This is a genomic window from Aminipila terrae (assembly GCF_010120715.1).
In the GTDB taxonomy this organism is placed as follows: Bacteria; Bacillota; Clostridia; order Peptostreptococcales; family Anaerovoracaceae; genus Aminipila; species Aminipila terrae.
In genome coordinates this window covers 1210348-1227368 of record NZ_CP047591.1, presented here as the reverse complement: position 1 = coordinate 1227368, position 17021 = coordinate 1210348, and the positions used below count along the sequence as shown (strand labels likewise).

The 17021-nt window shown below is 37.6% G+C and carries 20 protein-coding genes and 1 riboswitch; all 20 genes read left to right on the top strand.

The features are described from left to right. The first annotated feature begins 90 nt into the window (after positions 1-90). Complete coding sequence (locus Ami3637_RS05885) at positions 91-399, top strand: DUF1292 domain-containing protein (protein ID WP_162361753.1); 309 nt, start codon at positions 91-93, stop codon at positions 397-399. 427 nt (positions 400-826) lie between these two features. After that, entirely contained in the window at positions 827-2212 is a 1386-nt protein-coding gene (locus Ami3637_RS05880) for an NAD(P)/FAD-dependent oxidoreductase (protein WP_162361752.1), read from the top strand. A gap of 243 nt (positions 2213-2455) precedes the next feature. Then, a riboswitch (cyclic di-GMP riboswitch) is annotated at positions 2456-2538 on the top strand. Between the two features lie 106 nt (positions 2539-2644). After that, on the top strand, positions 2645-3013 hold the full coding sequence (locus tag Ami3637_RS05875) for a PAS domain-containing protein (RefSeq protein ID WP_162361751.1): 369 nt from the start codon (positions 2645-2647) through the stop codon (positions 3011-3013). A 287-nt stretch (positions 3014-3300) separates the two neighbouring features. Further along, entirely contained in the window at positions 3301-3753 is a 453-nt protein-coding gene (flgC, locus tag Ami3637_RS05870; RefSeq protein ID WP_330586852.1) for a flagellar basal body rod protein FlgC, read from the top strand. A 37-nt stretch (positions 3754-3790) separates the two neighbouring features. Then, positions 3791-4141: a flagellar hook-basal body complex protein FliE gene (gene fliE, locus Ami3637_RS05865; RefSeq protein WP_162361749.1), complete on the top strand. Its 351-nt coding sequence runs from the start codon at positions 3791-3793 to the stop codon at positions 4139-4141. A 21-nt stretch (positions 4142-4162) separates the two neighbouring features. Next, positions 4163-5737 (top strand): flagellar basal-body MS-ring/collar protein FliF, encoded by a 1575-nt coding sequence (gene fliF, locus Ami3637_RS05860; protein ID WP_162361748.1) that lies wholly within the window; start codon positions 4163-4165, stop codon positions 5735-5737. After that, entirely contained in the window at positions 5730-6743 is a 1014-nt protein-coding gene (fliG, locus tag Ami3637_RS05855; protein ID WP_162361747.1) for a flagellar motor switch protein FliG, read from the top strand. The genes fliF and fliG overlap by 8 nt, the downstream gene beginning before the upstream one ends. After that, positions 6736-8148 carry a FliH/SctL family protein gene (locus tag Ami3637_RS05850; protein WP_162361746.1) on the top strand — a complete coding sequence of 471 codons (1413 nt, stop codon included), beginning with the start codon at positions 6736-6738 and terminating at the stop codon, positions 8146-8148. The genes fliG and Ami3637_RS05850 overlap by 8 nt, the downstream gene beginning before the upstream one ends. 12 nt (positions 8149-8160) lie before the next feature. After that, the gene (locus Ami3637_RS05845; RefSeq protein WP_162361745.1) at positions 8161-9465 is read left to right on the top strand and encodes a FliI/YscN family ATPase; all 1305 of its coding nucleotides are present in this window, start codon (positions 8161-8163) and stop codon (positions 9463-9465) included. Positions 9466-9505: 40 nt separating this feature from the next. After that, the gene (gene fliJ, locus Ami3637_RS05840; RefSeq protein ID WP_162361744.1) at positions 9506-9949 is read left to right on the top strand and encodes a flagellar export protein FliJ; all 444 of its coding nucleotides are present in this window, start codon (positions 9506-9508) and stop codon (positions 9947-9949) included. Between the two features lie 76 nt (positions 9950-10025). Next, entirely contained in the window at positions 10026-11246 is a 1221-nt protein-coding gene (locus tag Ami3637_RS05835; RefSeq protein ID WP_162361743.1) for a flagellar hook-length control protein FliK, read from the top strand. 17 nt (positions 11247-11263) lie between these two features. Beyond that, positions 11264-11905, top strand: a complete 642-nt coding sequence (locus Ami3637_RS05830; protein ID WP_162361742.1) for a flagellar hook capping FlgD N-terminal domain-containing protein — start codon at positions 11264-11266, stop codon at positions 11903-11905. A gap of 38 nt (positions 11906-11943) precedes the next feature. Then, positions 11944-12372 carry a TIGR02530 family flagellar biosynthesis protein gene (locus tag Ami3637_RS05825; RefSeq protein WP_162361741.1) on the top strand — a complete coding sequence of 143 codons (429 nt, stop codon included), beginning with the start codon at positions 11944-11946 and terminating at the stop codon, positions 12370-12372. Positions 12373-12483: 111 nt separating this feature from the next. After that, positions 12484-13467 carry a flagellar hook-basal body complex protein gene (locus Ami3637_RS05820; protein ID WP_162361740.1) on the top strand — a complete coding sequence of 328 codons (984 nt, stop codon included), beginning with the start codon at positions 12484-12486 and terminating at the stop codon, positions 13465-13467. Positions 13468-13531: 64 nt separating this feature from the next. After that, on the top strand, positions 13532-13786 hold the full coding sequence (locus Ami3637_RS05815; RefSeq protein WP_162361739.1) for a flagellar FlbD family protein: 255 nt from the start codon (positions 13532-13534) through the stop codon (positions 13784-13786). 211 nt (positions 13787-13997) lie between these two features. After that, complete coding sequence (locus tag Ami3637_RS05810) at positions 13998-14819, top strand: flagellar motor switch protein FliM (RefSeq protein WP_162361738.1); 822 nt, start codon at positions 13998-14000, stop codon at positions 14817-14819. Next, positions 14804-15004 (top strand): FliM/FliN family flagellar motor switch protein, encoded by a 201-nt coding sequence (locus tag Ami3637_RS05805; RefSeq protein WP_162363677.1) that lies wholly within the window; start codon positions 14804-14806, stop codon positions 15002-15004. The genes Ami3637_RS05810 and Ami3637_RS05805 overlap by 16 nt, the downstream gene beginning before the upstream one ends. A 15-nt stretch (positions 15005-15019) precedes the next feature. After that, the gene (gene fliY / locus Ami3637_RS05800) at positions 15020-16153 is read left to right on the top strand and encodes a flagellar motor switch phosphatase FliY (RefSeq protein WP_162361737.1); all 1134 of its coding nucleotides are present in this window, start codon (positions 15020-15022) and stop codon (positions 16151-16153) included. Between the two features lie 61 nt (positions 16154-16214). Beyond that, on the top strand, positions 16215-16580 hold the full coding sequence (locus tag Ami3637_RS05795; protein ID WP_162361736.1) for a response regulator: 366 nt from the start codon (positions 16215-16217) through the stop codon (positions 16578-16580). A gap of 11 nt (positions 16581-16591) precedes the next feature. Beyond that, entirely contained in the window at positions 16592-16963 is a 372-nt protein-coding gene (locus Ami3637_RS05790) for a FliO/MopB family protein (protein WP_162361735.1), read from the top strand. Positions 16964-17021 lie beyond the last annotated feature (58 nt).

Sequence of the window (17021 nt, the reverse complement as noted above, 5' to 3'; positions counted from 1 at the left end):
ATTATGGTGGTATAGTAATGATAATAGTATGTGAAAATTTGCATATACTAAAGAAATTACCAAAACGATTTTTACATGGAGGACTTTAATATGTCAGATAAAGAGAAATGCGCTGGCGGTTGTGGCTGCGGATGCGGTGATCACGAACACGATGAATCAGATTTTTTAACTTTGGAATTTGATGATGGCGTAGAAGTAGAATGCGAAATCATGGGTGTATTTGATTTTGAAGGAAAAGAATACATCGCTCTTGTTCCTGATGATGGAACAGATGATGTTTACATCTATGGATACAAGGAAGTAGGCGAAGAAGAATTTGAATTGATCGATATTGACGATGATGCAGAATTTGAAAAGGTTGTAGCTGAATTTGATAAATTAACAGCAGAAGAAGAATAGTCATTTATTTATAAGAGTTTTATAAAAAATAGATTAAGAAACAAAAAACAGGGAGTAAATTACTCTCTGTTTTTTGCTTTGCTGATTTTTTATTTATTTAGGGGAATCCAAAAGGACCGTTAAATTTTATGGGGATAAAATTTAACTAATTCCCTTAATTTTTTTTAGCATATACCTATTAAAAACTAATGTCAATAGTCAGTTTAATATTACTTTATATGGAAATTGCAGAATAACACAAATTTGCTGTGATATTCCGGATAAATTGCTGTTTTTACATGGAATCTTGCGGTTCAATACTTAAAAATATTTATTAAACTTTATTATACCATACCTGATAGAATTTTTTAATAGTTGAATTGTTTTATAGTTTCGGATATAGTAACAATGTGTGGTCAAAAGGATGACCGATGAGTTGGAGGATATTATGAAAAAATATGATATTATAATTGCCGGAGCAGGTGCAAGCGGAGTATTTTTATCATACGAACTTACGAAGCTTGATAATACAGCAAAAATATTAATGTTAGATAAAGGTGCACCTCTTGAGAAACGGGTATGCCCGATTAAATTAGGAAAAGCAAACAATTGTATTAAGTGTGAGCCCTGCCACATTATGAATGGGTATGGCGGAGCAGGAACATTATCTGATGGAAAATACAATATTACAACTAAATTTGGCGGAGACCTGCATTCTTATATCGGTCAGGATAAAGCCATGGAACTAATGGAGTATGTGGATGAAGTCCTCTGCAGTTTCGGAGGTGCGGATGCTAAGCTTTACTCCACAGGAAATTCCGATTTAAAGACTACGGCATTAAGGAATAATCTTAATCTGCTTGATGCTAAGGTAAGACACCTGGGAACAGACAGGAATGTCCAGATTCTTGAAAGAATATGTAATTATACGAAAGAAAGAGTTGAAATGCAGTTTTATTCAACTATTTCTGAAGTAATGCAGAATTCAGACGGGTCTTTTAATGTAAAAACAAGCAAAGGGGAAGAGTTCCAATGTACGGATCTGGTTCTGGCTACTGGAAGGTCTGGCTCAAAATGGATTTCGGATATCTGCAATCAAATGAATATAGGGCTGGAACAAAACCGTGTGGATATAGGGGTCCGGGTTGAACTTCCTGCTGAAATTTTTAAGCACATTACAGATGAAGTTTACGAGAGTAAAATTGTTTATAAGACTGATAAATATAATGACATGGTTAGAACATTCTGCATGAACCCCTATGGGGAAGTTGTGGCAGAGAACACCAATGGTATTGTGACTGTAAATGGACATAGTTATGCGGATCCATCCCTCAGAACTGAAAATACAAACTTTGCCCTTTTAGTGTCCAACAAACTGACTGCACCATTTAAGGATAGTAACGAATATGGAGAGTCCATAGCTAAGCTTTCAAACATGCTGGGAGGTGGTGTTCTCATGCAGAGGTTTGGGGATCTTGTCAAGGGGCGAAGAAGCAGCGAAAGGCGTATGGAAAAATGTTTTACCAGACCTACACTGAAAGCAACTCCAGGAGATCTCAGTCTTGTACTTCCTAAGAGACAATTAGATAACATTATTGAAATGATATATGCATTAGACAAGATTGCTCCAGGAACGGCTAATGAAGATACGCTTCTTTATGGAGTTGAAGTTAAATTCTACAATTCAAGAGTTGAGGTAGATGGTAACCTTGAAACTAAAGTGAAAGGACTGTATGCTTTGGGAGATGGCTCTGGTGTAACCCACTCTTTATCACAGGCTTCAGCCAGCGGAATCCATCTGGGTCGAATACTGTCTAAAAAATATTCAAAATAGCAAAATATAAATGAAAAAACAAGATGATTAAGCAAGATAACATCTTGTTTTTCTTTTTTCGACAAAAACTTTTAAAATATTACAAAAAATCAGGCAAAATTAGTATAAAATATATTGAATATATATTGATAAAAATTAAATTTATGCTATAATATTTAGAAATTGCACTATTTCCATGAATAAAATGTAATATGTTGAAAATGTTTTAATCCAATTTAATTTGTGGGATATGAATGGTTAAAACTGAAGATTTGGCAAAGCAGCCGAAAGACTGTGACGCAAAACTATAGGGCCTGAACTCTGTGAGATGGCAGCCAGTTGCATATATTGGAACTCCTAAAGTGTGCAATAGGAGTTTTTTTAGTTGGATAAATTAGTTGTATGTAGTAAATTTAAGTGAAAAGGGTGCAGAGGTTAAAGGAGTGGGCAACCATGAGTAATATAGGAGTCGCTGTAGTTGAAATAGCTGATGCAAATGTGCATAAATTGTTATATGCAAATAAGAATTATTATATGACCAGAAAATACCAACCAGAAGAAATACAGGAAACGTACGAAAATAATGTAGTTGAACTGCTTGATTCAGAGAGCAGAATACGGATGAATATTTTAATTGAAGAGGCATTGAGGTACAAGAAAAATACTCTGAATTTTGATATAAAAGTCAGGTGTAAGGACGGCTGTTACAGATGTCTTCTTTGCAAAGGAAAATTAATATATAAGCCGGAACGGGTTACGATGAATATTGTTGAAACAGATATAACAAGTGTTAGTGATAATCTGTCAGCAGGCATTTTGTAGTGGGATAATCTGAGGCTTAAAAATGCAGCTGTAAAATGTATAAAAAAACAAACATTTTTCTACAATATTTTATGTTTTATAAGGCAAAATAGTTGCAAAATATGTTGAATAATATATAATTTAAGAAGAATAAAAAGTGGATAGGATTATATCCATTTTTTTGGAACAATGTGAAAAAATGTAATTACCAATGTAGGGAAACAGTTTTACTTTACGTATAAAAATGTCAAGGATGACATCATTCAAAAACCAGAAAGGTGGTATGTATATTGTCATTTTTAAATTCAATGAATATTAGCGCTTCTGCGCTGACAGCCCAGAGACAAAGGCTTGATATTATTTCTGAAAATGTGGCCAATATTGACACAACGAGAACGGAAGCCGGTGGACCTTATCGAAGGAAAATGGTAGTTTTTGAAGACAAGGCTGGAGATGTTTCCTTTAAGGACTCTCTCAACAACGCAATACTGGAGAAGGATTCCAGCGGCAGGATGGTCAGACGTGATTATTCACCAGGAGTAAGGGTCAGCAATATAGTTCAAGACCAGAGTGATTTTAAGACCGAATACAACCCTGAAAATCCTGATGCAGATCAGAATGGATATGTAAAGCTTCCAAATGTAAACATGCTGGAAGAAACCATAGACAGTATGTCAGCTACAAGATCCTATCAGGCAAATGTGACTGTTCTAAATGCTGTAAAACTCATGGCTCAGAAGGCACTGGATATTGGCAAATAACTATCAGCATGTGAAGTAAATTGGAGGTAATAAGGAGATGTTTATAGACCCTATACAGGTGGCTAACAATATTTCGGATATAAGCCAGATTAATAAAGTAAATGACAATAAGAAAACAGTAAATGGTACAGCTGGTGTAAGTGATGCCGGAGCAGCACAGGGCGCGCAGGTACCATTTAAATCTGTGTTTGAAGATGCAGTTAAGGATGTTATCAGCACGGACCAGCAGGTGAATGCTGATGCTCAGAAGCTTGCAACCGGACAGAGTGATAATTTACATCAGTACAGTATTGATATCGCAAAAGCTCAGCTATCGATTGACCTTTTAGTTGAATTAAGAAATAAAGCACTTGATTCATACAATGAAATCATGCGCATGAGTATTTAATTAGGATAAGGTGGCAGTAAATTGCGAGAACGTTTAATAGAACAATTTAAACAGATAAAAGAAAAATTGGCAGCTGTAAATGCCAAACTCAGCAAGAAGCAAAAAATTATTATTGTAATTGCGGTGGTGCTGATTATTGCAATTTCATTTGCAATAACCCTTGCATTGAATACTACTAAATTTGATGTGCTCTATACAGGGCTGGATGAATCAGAGGCAGTAGAGATTATAGGGGTATTGGAAAATCAGGCTATAAAATATAAACATGAAGACGGAGTCATTTATGTGCCTGAAGACATGGTTGATAAAGTGAAGGTGGCATTAGCTGCAGAAGGATATCCTAAAAGTGGCTTTACATATGATGTTTTTAAAAACAATGTCAACTTAATGTCTACAGATTTTGAAAAGTATAAATATGCACAGTTTGAACTGGAGAGCCGTATGGCTGAAACCATTAAACAATTTGACGGGGTTAAAGATGCCACTGTTACCATAGCTATGGCTGAAGAACAGAAGTATGCGTTAGAAGAAGATAAAAAGGATTCTTCTGCATCCGTTACTGTAACCATGGAAGATGGCGGATCCCCAAGTGCGAAACAGGTTAAGGGAATTCAAAGACTGGTTGCAAAAGGTATACCGGGCATGAAGATAGAAAATGTAGCCGTTATTGATGGTAATGGTGAAGAAGTCAGTGCCAGTGAGGACAATACCCAGGAAGGTGCAGCTGCATTAAAACTCAATGTTGAAAAGCAGATTGAAAGTAATATCAAAGGCAAAGTTCTCCACATATTCCAGCCAGTATTTGGTGAAGACAATATCAGAGTGAGTGTAAACTGTTCCGTTGATATAGACAAAAAGATTAAAGAAATAATACAATACATTCCTTCCCAGGATAACAAGGGCGTTCTGTCAAAATCCACCTCAACTTATGAAGTACAGGGGCAGGGAAAAGTGACTACCGGTACACCGGGAACTCAGACAAATGCAGATGTTCCAGTATATCCTGGAGTTACCACAGACGGAAATGATATTTATTTTAAGGACGACAGGGCTTTGGAATATCTGGTTAGTCAGGTAAAAGAACAGGTTCAGAGCGATTCTGGAGAACTGACAGATACTACAGTATCTGTAGCCGTAGACAGTGCAAGCCTGACTCCTGCAAAAGCTGGTGAAATGAGACAGGCGATTGCCCTTGCAGCAGGTATTGATCCTTCCCTTGCGGATACGAAGATTGCTATTTTTAATGCACAGTTCTATGAGCCAAAACCGGTTCAGGCTTCTGGAATCTCAGCTATACTTGATGCAAATCCGATTTTGAAGATAATCATTCCGGCAGTCTTGGCGCTATTGATTTCTTTAATTGTTGTTGTATTTGTTATTATCAGAAAGACAAAATTAAAGAACAAAGCACAAGAACTGGCAGCGGAAGAAGTTCTGCCTATAGAAGAAACGGAAGAACTTGTACGTCTTGACGAACTTGGAAAAACAAGAGAAGAAGAACTTAAGAGTCAGATACAAGACTTTACGGATCTTAATCCAGAGATTTCAGCTCAGTTACTTAAGACTTGGTTAAGAGGAGAAGAAGACAATGAGTAGAGATGATAGCGGGCTAACAGCACAGCAAAAAGCAGCGGCTGTAGTTATTTCGCTTGGGGCTGAAAGAGCCTCCAAAATATATAAATTTCTTGGTGAGGAGGATTTAGAGACTCTTACACTGGAAATAGCAAAACTGAATCATGTTACTCCTACACAAACAGAAGCAGCCATGGATGATTTCTATAAATTGTGCTTAACTCAGAAAGTTATCACTGAGGGAGGTGTTGATTATGCTAAAACAGTGCTTGAGAAAGCTTTTGGCCCTCAGACAGCTACAACACTGCTGGAGAGAGTTACCAGAAATCTGAAAACAAGAGCATTTGAGTTTATCAGAAAGACAGACAGCAAGAACCTTTTTGCAATTATACAGCATGAAAGACCTCAGACTATAGCATTAATTTTATCTTACGCAAAACCTGAACAGGCATCAGAGATAATTACTGAACTGCCTAAAGAAAAACAGGTAAAAGTTGTAGAGTGCATTGCAAGAATGGATAGTGCAACACCGGAAACCATCAAAATCGTGGAAAATATTTTAGAGAAAAAATTTGCCTCTGTACTTTCTCTGGATTTTGCTCAGGTTGGAGGCGTAGATTACATTGCTGAAGTAATGAACAATATTGATAGAAGTAATGAAAAATACATATTCGATGAATTAAGCAAAAAAGATATTAAACTTGCTGATGACATCAGAAATAAAATGTTTGTATTTGAAGATATTACATTACTTGATGACAGAAGCATACAGGAATTCCTGCGTGAAGTTGATACTCAGGATATCGTTTATGCATTAAAGGGTTCTACCCAGGAAGTTGCAAATATGATCTTCTCCAATATGTCTAACCGTATGACAGAAACGGTTAAGAGTGAATTAGAGTTTACTTATAACGTTCGTCTAAAAGATGTAGAAGAAGCTCAGCAGAGGATTGTTGGTATTATAAGACGTCTGGAAGAAGAAGGACGACTTATGATCAATAAAGGCGGGAAGGATGAGATAATTGCGTAAATCCTATGAAGTTTTACAAGTTCAGACGGCTCTGCAGAAAGCAGAAAAGCAATTAGAAGAAGCCATAGAACGTGTAAAAATGGAAAGCAACTACAAAAATTCCGAAAACAGCGATGCCCAGAAAGCTGTAGAAGATGCTATGTCTGAATTTAAAAAAGCAGTCATGGAAGAGCAGCGGCATGAAGAATTAAAGACAGATAAAGGTGTCAAACAGATTTATGGTTACGGGCCGGAACTGTCCAGACACGAAACAATAGACAGCGATATCTCACAGATAGATGAAGACAAGAAGTCAATTTTAGCAAGTATTTTAGGGGAAGAGATTCTGGAAAAAGAGGAATTGCGCCGGGATGAAGATTTATTAAATGATGAATTTCACGATGGATATGATTCTCTCTCCAAGATTGCGTCTTTTAATACTGCTATCAAACTTAAGAGCGGTAAATCACCGGATGCAGATATTCTTAACGAAAGTGAAGAATATGAAATGAAGTGTTTTAACGAGAAAAATGTCTTTGAAGATGAATCTTATGAATATGAGGCAGATGATATAATGCCCACCAACTACTATCTCAGCTCTTTTGATGATGAAGAAGGAGAGATTAAGCCTTATGATATCAATGAGGCATTGGTTTTAGGTGAAATAGTTCCGCCAGACAGGATGCCAGAAGCAGTTGAGGATACTTCAGATGATGAAGATGGATTTATTCCGTCAGATGAAGAACTGGAAGCTAACAAAAAAGAGATTCTTGAACAGGTTCAAAAACAGGCTGAAGATATTTTAGACAGGGCTTCTGATGAAGCAGCAAGAATTATTGATGGTGCTCATGAAGAAGCGCAAAAGATTATAGAGGAAAAAGTCCAGAAGGCTATGGCAGAAGCATCAGAAAAAGGATTTGCCCAAGGATTCGAAAAAGGACAAAATGCAGGGTATCTGGACGCAGAAAATGCTGTGAATGAAGGAATGATTCAGGAGGCAGCAGCTTTTAGAAAAGAACTGGAGGAATCTCTTCAGGCATTTGAGGAAAGAAAAGAAGAAATCCTGCAGAGCAATCTTGGGGAACTTTCAGATCTGGCTGTTAATATTGCTGAAAAAGTAATTAAAATCAGTTTAAAATCCAGTAAAGATGTAGTGGCTAAAATGATAGTTGCTGCTGCAGAAGACTGCAGAGATAAACAATGGGCAAAAGTATATATTTCTCATGAGGAAAAAGCTATAGCCATGAATTTAGAGAAAGAACTTATCGATGCCCTAAACCAGATTTCTTCAAATGTTAAAGTGGTGGTAATGGAAGATGAACCCTCAGGAACCTGCATCATAGAGTCACCAGATCAGATTATAGATGCCAGTGTTGGAACGCAACTTGATAATATACGGCAAATCATCAGTGATAATAAATCTTAGGGGGGAAAAGGCTTGTATTTAAAAGAACTGTCAGAGCTTATTAAGAACTCAGAAACTTTTGAACATATTGGCAAAATTGAAAACATTGTAGGTATGAGTATTGAAGCTTCTGGCATAAAAGCAAGCATTGGAGATATAAATGTCATAACCTCCAAAGACGGGAAAAGAAAGGTCATGTCAGAAGTTGTAGGCTTTAAGGGAGATAAGACCATCTTAATGCCCTATGATTTCATAGAAGGAATGGGGTCTGGAGATTTTGTACGGAGTACAAAGAAGAGACTCAGAATCCCGGTAGGCCAGTTCTTATGTGGCAGAACTATTAATGCCATGGGTGAACCTATTGATGGGCTGGGATCTGTTGACCATTCTGTTATGTGCAGTGTTGAAAATAATTATATAAATCCGCTGAGCAGACCGCCCATTACAGAGAGAATACATTTCGGGATTAAAGCCATGGACGGATTCCTTACTGTGGGAAAAGGCCAGAGAATTGGAATCTTTGCCGGAAGTGGTGTAGGTAAAAGTACCTTGCTGGGTATGATTGCCAAGCAGGCCTCCGCAGACATAAATGTAATTGCCCTGGTAGGAGAAAGAGGCAGGGAGGTTAAGGAGTTTATAGAAAGAGATCTGGGACCGGAGGGAATGGCAAGATCTGTACTTGTGGTTGCTACTTCGGATCAGCCGGCAGTACAAAGAGCTAAATGCCCTATTGTGGCCACAGCTATTGCAGAATATTTTAAGGATCAGGGCAAAGACGTGCTTTTGATGATGGATTCATTAACAAGATTTGCCATGGCCCAGAGAGAAATCGGGCTGGCTGTAGGAGAACCACCGGTTGCCAGAGGCTATACTCCTTCGATTTATGCAGAAATGCCGAAGCTTCTGGAAAGAAGCGGAAACTTTGAGCAGGGATCTATAACAGGTATTTATACGGTTCTGGTTGAAGGAGACGACACCAACGAACCTATAGCGGATACCGTTCGAGGTATTCTGGATGGACATATCATCCTCTCAAGAAAACTGGCTGCAAGGAACCATTTTCCAGCGATTGAAATTGGTGGCAGTATTTCCAGATTGATGGCGGCTATAGTGGATGAAAACCATAAGGCTATGGCTTCCAAAATAAGGGATATGTTGGCTGTATATGAAGAAAATGCTGACTTAATATCAATTGGAGCCTATAAGCCTGGTGCCAGTGCCAGACTAGATAATGCTGTATCAAGGATTGATGCGGTTAATAACTTTTTAAAGCAAAAGACTACTGAGTTTTTCAGCTATGATGATACCCTGGAGGGGATGACCAGAATTTTGGAATAACCGTTGAAAAATTGAGGAAAAAGGTATAAAATGAATTATTATGGCGAAGTTTAAGTTTTCTTTAAAATCAGTGGAAAAATATAGGAATATTACCCTGGACGAAGCGAAAGCAAATTATGCTAAAGCAGTCTCAGATGTTAATAAACAAAATGAACTTATATTAAAGATAAAAAGCGAATTAGCCGATATAAATAGAGAGCTAAACTATAAGAATAGTCAGGGAATAACTATCCTGGAACATCAGGGATATAAAGTATATATAAAGATTCTGGAAAATAATATAAAAAATGAAGAAGATAAACTAAAAGGGCTGAAAAAAATAGAGCACCGACGACGAAGCGAATTGATTGTGGCAAAAACCGATGTTATGTCTATAGAAAAACTTCGGGAAAAAAGATTTGAAGAGTATAAGAAGGAAGAAAGCAAAAAAGAAGCACTGGCTACGGAAGAGTTTATCTCTAATCAGTTATCCAGCCGTAAGTAATGGCTTGATATATAATTCCTCTTATTTAATAAGGGGATAAGCACCTTAAAAACTAAATAGGAAGGGAGGTCCTTGAATGAATGCAGGAGTGTTTTTTCAAACCATGAACAGTAGTCCTACTGTAAAAGCAGGAAGCACTCAGCTGGCCAATGCTAGTAACAACTCTAAAGATTCTTTCAAACAGGAAATGGATAAAGTTTTTGACAGAAAGCAAAATGATGCCAATAGTACAGTTAAAAGTCCCATACCTGAAAAGAGCAATGATTCTAGCCGTGTCCAGCAAAAAACAGATTCAAAGAAGTATCCGAAGGATGATGCAGATTCCGGCAAGGATGACCAGAATGTTAATGCTGAACAAGCAGGACAAATTCTGGCGGCAGCTCAGCTTCAGCAACCGGTTGTACCAACAGTAAATGTGGGTAACAGTATCGGCGATATGCTGCAGCAGATACAAAATCCAGCTATAACGGAGGTATTGGTTAAACCGGATATAGTTGAATCCCCATTGAATCTAAATGAGAGTATTAAACCTGATGAAGGAGCAAAAAACGGTGACATTAAACTACCATTCCAGAACAGCATTGATTTAGTTAAATCATCCATGATTCAATCAAATCAAAATGATACTCAGGACAATCAGATGTCAGGTTTCGGTGAAAACCTTACAAAGGAAAATCCTATACTGGGACAGGATGTAAAGGAAGCTGATACTACTCAGAGTGAACCAACCGTTTCTCAGGAAGTTAAACCTGTAAAAGACGATGCAACTGTTGAAATAACAGATAAACCAGAGGGAAATATATTTCTAAAGAATAGTAATCTGGATTTATCAAAAGTAAACATAAAAGTTGCAGAAGCGCCTGTTGACACAAATCAGGCTGACATGGCTCAGCAGCTGGCAGACAAAATTATGTACAAACTCAGTGCAGGAAAACAGGAATTTGATTTGCAACTCAATCCAAGGGAACTGGGAAAGGTTAACATCAAAATGATATTTCAGAATGGAAGTGCAGAGCTGGTCATGACCGCGTCTAACCCAAAGGCGCATCAGTTACTTTCCATGCAGGCAGATACTTTACGAGGTATATTGGAAAATAATACTGGCATGAACAGTACCATTCACTTAAAGCAGGCTGAAACAGCTAGTGGTCAATTTGACAGGGACAATTTCCAGCAGCAGAGTAATGAGAAGCAGAACCAGCAGAACCAGAAACAGGAAAAGAAAACTACAGAAGGAATTTCATTTGTAGACAGACTCAGACTGGGACTGGTGGACAATCTGGACGAAGCTGTATAGAAAGGAGGAGACAAGTTTTGGCAGACACTACGATTAATGATAGCATGTTAAAAGCAATGAAAGCTGTCACTACGGATAAGAGCAAAAGCACAAAGTTGAAATCTGACATTAACCTTCAGACTATGGACTGGATGTCTCTTTTGGTGGCACAGTTAAAAAACCAGGACATGTATAACCAGACGGATAATACCCAGATGATGACCCAGATGGCACAGTATTCACAGATACAGGCTGTACAAAGCATGGTATCTCTCCAGGAAGAAATATTTGCTATGAATACTTCTTCATATGCATCCTCATTAATAGGAAAAGACGTAACTGTGGCTACATTGGAAAAAAGTACAGATTCTACTGGAACTACGGATAAACTGGTTACCACAAAAGGCAAAATTACAGGAGTAACTTTGTTTGAAGGATCCCCGATGATTTATATCGGAGATAAGAAATTTTCTTTCAACCAGATCATGCTTATAGGTGATGTACCAGATGGTAGCAGCAGTTCAACAGGTACTGGCACAGATACCACTAAAACTGGCGGTACTACTGGAGGCACAACAAATAATACCACAGGTGGTTCTGGAGACAATACAACAAATAATAACACTGGGGGCAACTCTACTAATTCCCAGACGTCAGGTTCCGGAGGAAGCGGAAATTAAACAACAGACAAATATGACATGAAAGGGAGGTGTTGAAAATGGCTGACATTAAGGTAGGAAATAACTATCAGAATATTAACCAACTGGTAGGAAACAGAAGTGTAAACAACACAAATAATCTGAATCGCAATTCTGGCATTACTACAATAGGAGCAGATTTTGGAACTCTCTTAAAAGAACAACTTGACAAAAACAGTGGCGCTGATAAAAATCAGGGGTTACAGTTTTCTAAACACGCACAGGAAAGAGTTGTACAAAGAGGAATTGAACTGACTCCTGAATTGATGGATGACCTGAATTCAGCTGTTAAAAAGGCTGATGCAAAGGGCGCCAAAGATGTAGTCATATTTGATTCCATGAATGCGTTTATCGTAAATGTACCAAATAAAACAGTAGTTACTACCATGTCTGGCAGTGAAATGAGAGACAATGTGTTTACAAACATTGATGGTGCAGTAATACTGTAAATTGTAAATAAACAATTTAATAAACCGTGTATAAAATAGCCGGACCATTTATGGAGGTTATGAGGTATATGGACTGATATATCTCAGCACGGATCTGAAAGGAGAAAATAGATGGTTAAATCGATGTTTGCTGCTGTAGCAGGACTTCGCGCCCATCAGGCAAAGATGGACGTTATCAGTAATAATATAGCCAATGTTAATACTTATGGGTATAAGGCTGCAAGGGCAACGTTCAGGGATGTATTCTATGCAACATCTTCAGGTGCAAATGATGCAGGAGCTGTGTATGGTGGTACAAACCCATCCCAGCTTGGTTATGGTTCAAAGCTTGGGTCAATTGATTCCCTTATGACAGGGGGAGGTACTGCCACTACTGATAATCCGACAGACTGTATGATTCAGGGTAATGGCTTTTTCCTTGTAGGTCAGAAACCTACCGAAACAGCTGGAGTTCGAAATGGAATTGCAGTTGAAGATGGTTTAAATGATGATGGTACTATAAATACCAATGAATCTGCAGGAAAGGTTAATCAGACGGACATATCCGGATTGAATATGACAAGGGTTGGCATCTTTACTTTTGACGGAGCTGGAAACATGGTAGATTCCAACGGCAGAATGGTATATGGCTTTGCAAGTACATATGATTCTACCAATAAAACTTATTCTTTGAATAAGAAAGAGATTACTGCTTTAAGAATGCCAAACAAGAACTCAGACCCAACCAAATATGAGCCAATGGCATTAAAAAACATTACCATTGGTAAAGATGGAAGCATTGTAGGTACAAATGACCAGAATCAGACTATATTAGTTGGTAAAATTGCGCTTGCCAATGTTCCCAATCCAAATGCATTGGAAAGAGGAGAAAATTCCTATTACACAGCTAAGGCAAATACGGGTACAATAACAGTAAATCCATCAGGACAGAATTCTACTGGTACTGTAGAATCAGGATGCCTTGAAATGTCTAATGTAGACTTATCTAAAGAATTTTCAGATATGATTACTACAGAAAGAGGATTCCAGGCTAACACAAGAATTATCACAGTAACAGATTCAATGCTTGAAGAATTGGTAAATCTGAAAAGATAGCTATATGATGCATGGAGGGGCAGATTAGGCCCCTCCTGCAATATGATAAAGTGAGTGGGAAAAAATGATAAAACTTACAAAACTAAATGGCGTAGAATTTCTGCTAAATGATTCTCACATTCAGATTATTGAATCAATACCGGAGTCCAAGATTGTTCTGGACAATAAAGATTATTATCTGGTAAAAGAGTCTTTTGATGAAATAATCAATAAAATTGCAGAATTTAATGCCAAAACAGCAGATAAGGAAAGTTACTTAAAGGCCAGAAGAGGTTTAACTGAAGTGGCTGACGAAAACCAAGAGTCTGCTATAAAGTGAATATGTACTTACCGATAGTTTATCAGAGAGAAATCAATTACCTGGTTGTCATGTGAAGGTTAAACAGGTTTAACTGTGTCTGATGATTAATCAGGATTTACATATATATTTATCCTATTATACGAAAAAAGGATAAAATCAGATAACAACACTAAGTCTCGGAAAATGGAGACAAAAGGATAAAACTAAAGATAAAAAATAGGAGATTTAGATGGCTGACGTATTATCACAAAGTCAAATTGACGCCCTACTCAATTCTCTGAGTTCTCCCGAAGCTGTGGCTCAGGAAGAGAAGTTAATTGAGGAAGAGGAAAACAAAAAAATAAAAAAATACGACTTTAAGACTCCTAAAAAATTTACAAGAGACCGGTTAAAGTTAGTGTTTAGTGTGTATGAAAATTTTGCACGTGTAATCTCATCATATTTAACAAGTATGATGCGTCTTTCCTGCCAGGTTGAAATGGTAGATATAGAAGAACAAAAATATTTTGAATTTAACAATGCATTATCAGAAAATGATATAGTTGCTATGGTGGATGGATCTGTTAATAACGGCAAAGGTGATTCAGAGACCTTGATGATTCAGATGAGTAATCCTGTTATATATTCGCTGATTGACAGAATGATAGGCGGGTCTGGTGAAGCTGACGGAGCTGAAACAGATGGGGGATTTACCGATATAGAAATATCCCTCTTTGAAAACGTCATGGTTCACTTACTGCCTATAATGGAAGAGTCATGGCAAAGCTACTTTGATGTGGCCTTTAAGTTTGACAAAATAGAAACCAATCCAAGATTAATTCAGAGTATTCAGGCTGATGAAATTGTAGTAATTGTTGTATTAAATATAGAGATAAAAGATACTACAGGCACTTTTAATATTTGTATTCCCGGCGGAATCATGGAAGATGTCTTTAAGCTTACAGATCAGTCAAATATTGCGGGAAGGAAAAGAGAGCACCAGGATGAAGTCGCCAGAGAGGAAATACTGGACAGCTTGAAAGATTCCCCCTTGAAATACGAGCATTTTTAGGCGAAGCAAATATTCTGTTAGAAGATGTATATTCGCTTAAACCTGGTGATGTGATAAACTTAAGGAAACCTAAGGATTCAGAGGTAGCTGTATACGTGGAGGACAAACCATGGTATAAGGGGCGCCTGGGAGAGAAGAAAGGCAGTGTTGCAGTAAAGATAACCGGAACTACAATAACCCGGTAGTAGCAGAGGTGATATATGAGCGATAATAATAATTATTTTACCCCCATGGAGATAGATGGCATTGGTGAAATACTAAATATAAGTTTAGGGTCTTCAGCAACTGCTATGTCAGATATGCTTGGCAGAAAGGTTACCATAACTACTCCTAATGTTAAAGTCAGAAGTTACGATGAGTTTGAAATAAGTGAAGTGGAACCTGCTGTGGGGGTTGAGATTACATATGTAACAGGTCTTAGTGGAAACAATTTGATGCTGCTAAGGAAAGATGATGTAAGAAAAATTTTGGAAATACTGATGTATACCGAAATTGATCCTGAAACTTTTGAACTGGATGAACTTTCATTAAGCGCTGTCTGTGAACTGATGAATCAGATGATGGGTGCTTCAGCGACTGCTTTAGCAGATGTAATAGGTACCATGGTGAATATATCAACACCTGTGGCCTTTGAAGTTGAAGATCCGGAGGCATTTAAGGAAAAGTATTTCAGTACAGATGAACCAATGGTAGAAGTTTATTTCAATATAGAAATTGAGGATACTTTCTCCAGTAAGTTCATAACTATGCTATCTATAGACTTATGTAAGAAACTTATTTCATCATTTGGGTTTATGGAGAATGATAAAATTGATGAGCAGGGGAATCAGGAAGCAGCTAAAACTGAAAATGTTATGAATGCCGTGGCGGCGGATGCAGCAAATGCTCCAGTAAACCCATCTCCGGCACAACCGGTATCCCAGCAGCCTCAACAACCACAAATGCAGATGCAGCAGGGTATGCCAATGCAGGGATATCCGCAGCAGATGTATGCACAACCGCAATATACCAGAGATCCAAGATTAATCAATGTTCAACCAGTATATCAGAATTATGAAGTTACACCGGCTGAAGCAGGGACAAATCTGGATTTAATTATGAAAGTTCCCCTTCAGGTTTCAGTTGAAATTGGAAGGACAAAAAAACTTGTAAAAGAAATATTGGAACTTGGACAGGGATCCTTAGTAGTATTAGACAAATTAGCCGGTGATCAGGTTGATGTTTATGTAAATGGTCAATGTATTGCAAAAGGCGATGTCGTAGTAGTGGATGATAACTTTGGTGTAAGAATCACTGAAGTAATCAAAAAGGCTGATTTAATTAACAGTCTATAAATTAAAAAACAATTAAAAGTTATATTATTTTCAAATTGCTTTTAAAGAAAGAGGTAAAAAAATGGCAAAAATTTTGTTAGTTGATGATGCTGCATTTATGCGTATGATGATTAAAGATACTCTCTCAAAGAACGGTTATACAGATTTGTATGAAGCCGGAGATGGTGCTCAGGCGGTTGAAAAATACGAAGAGATTAAACCGGACTTAGTTATTATGGATATAACTATGCCGAATATGGATGGATTGGAAGCTTTAAAGGCTATTACAGGAAAGCACCCTGATGCCAAGGTGGTTATGTGTTCTGCAATGGGCCAGGAAGCAATGGTTATTGAGGCTATCAAGCTTGGAGCAAAGGACTTTATTGTTAAACCATTTAAACCAGACAGAATTTTAAAGACTGTATCTGCGGTTCTCCCACAGGCTTAGTCTGTTAAGAGGTGATTAGAATTTTTGGTACTATTATACCGTTAATGCTGGCGCTGTTTGCAGTTGTTGCTGTTATATATTTAAGCTATGTGTTTAGCAAGTATGTGGCATTAGGCGCCAGTAAAATGAGTGGCACAAAATATATGCGGGTTGTTGACAGAATGATGCTGGGCCAGGATAAGATGATGATTATTGTCCAGATAGGTGAAAGTTATTATCTTACAGGGGTTACATCTCAGAATGTCCAGATTATAAAAGAGCTTTCAGGGGATGAACTGATTGAGATGGAAGCTGCTGTCCCGTCTGCAACTTTTCAGCAGGTCATGTCTTTTAAAAGTGCCTTACAAAAGCACTTAAACAAAAAAGACAATGAGCCAAAATAGAATATGATTTTTTAGCATCTGACCTTCCAACAATTTACTTCGTAAATTGGGATAGGTC

Excerpts from the sequence above, each read along its gene's own strand:
- Ami3637_RS05885 (WP_162361753.1), top strand. The coding sequence starts at position 91 with ATGTCAGATAAAGAGAAATGCGCTGGCGGTTGTGGCTGCGGATGCGGT.
- Ami3637_RS05880 (WP_162361752.1), top strand. The coding sequence starts at position 827 with ATGAAAAAATATGATATTATAATTGCCGGAGCAGGTGCAAGCGGAGTA.
- Ami3637_RS05875 (WP_162361751.1), top strand. The coding sequence starts at position 2,645 with ATGAGTAATATAGGAGTCGCTGTAGTTGAAATAGCTGATGCAAATGTG.
- flgC (WP_330586852.1), top strand. The coding sequence starts at position 3,301 with ATGAATATTAGCGCTTCTGCGCTGACAGCCCAGAGACAAAGGCTTGAT.
- fliE (WP_162361749.1), top strand. The coding sequence starts at position 3,791 with ATGTTTATAGACCCTATACAGGTGGCTAACAATATTTCGGATATAAGC.
- fliG (WP_162361747.1), top strand. The coding sequence starts at position 5,730 with ATGAGTAGAGATGATAGCGGGCTAACAGCACAGCAAAAAGCAGCGGCT.
- fliJ (WP_162361744.1), top strand. The coding sequence starts at position 9,506 with ATGGCGAAGTTTAAGTTTTCTTTAAAATCAGTGGAAAAATATAGGAAT.
- Ami3637_RS05835 (WP_162361743.1), top strand. The coding sequence starts at position 10,026 with ATGAATGCAGGAGTGTTTTTTCAAACCATGAACAGTAGTCCTACTGTA.
- Ami3637_RS05825 (WP_162361741.1), top strand. The coding sequence starts at position 11,944 with ATGGCTGACATTAAGGTAGGAAATAACTATCAGAATATTAACCAACTG.
- Ami3637_RS05820 (WP_162361740.1), top strand. The coding sequence starts at position 12,484 with ATGGTTAAATCGATGTTTGCTGCTGTAGCAGGACTTCGCGCCCATCAG.
- Ami3637_RS05815 (WP_162361739.1), top strand. The coding sequence starts at position 13,532 with ATGATAAAACTTACAAAACTAAATGGCGTAGAATTTCTGCTAAATGAT.
- Ami3637_RS05810 (WP_162361738.1), top strand. The coding sequence starts at position 13,998 with ATGGCTGACGTATTATCACAAAGTCAAATTGACGCCCTACTCAATTCT.
- fliY (WP_162361737.1), top strand. The coding sequence starts at position 15,020 with ATGAGCGATAATAATAATTATTTTACCCCCATGGAGATAGATGGCATT.
- Ami3637_RS05795 (WP_162361736.1), top strand. The coding sequence starts at position 16,215 with ATGGCAAAAATTTTGTTAGTTGATGATGCTGCATTTATGCGTATGATG.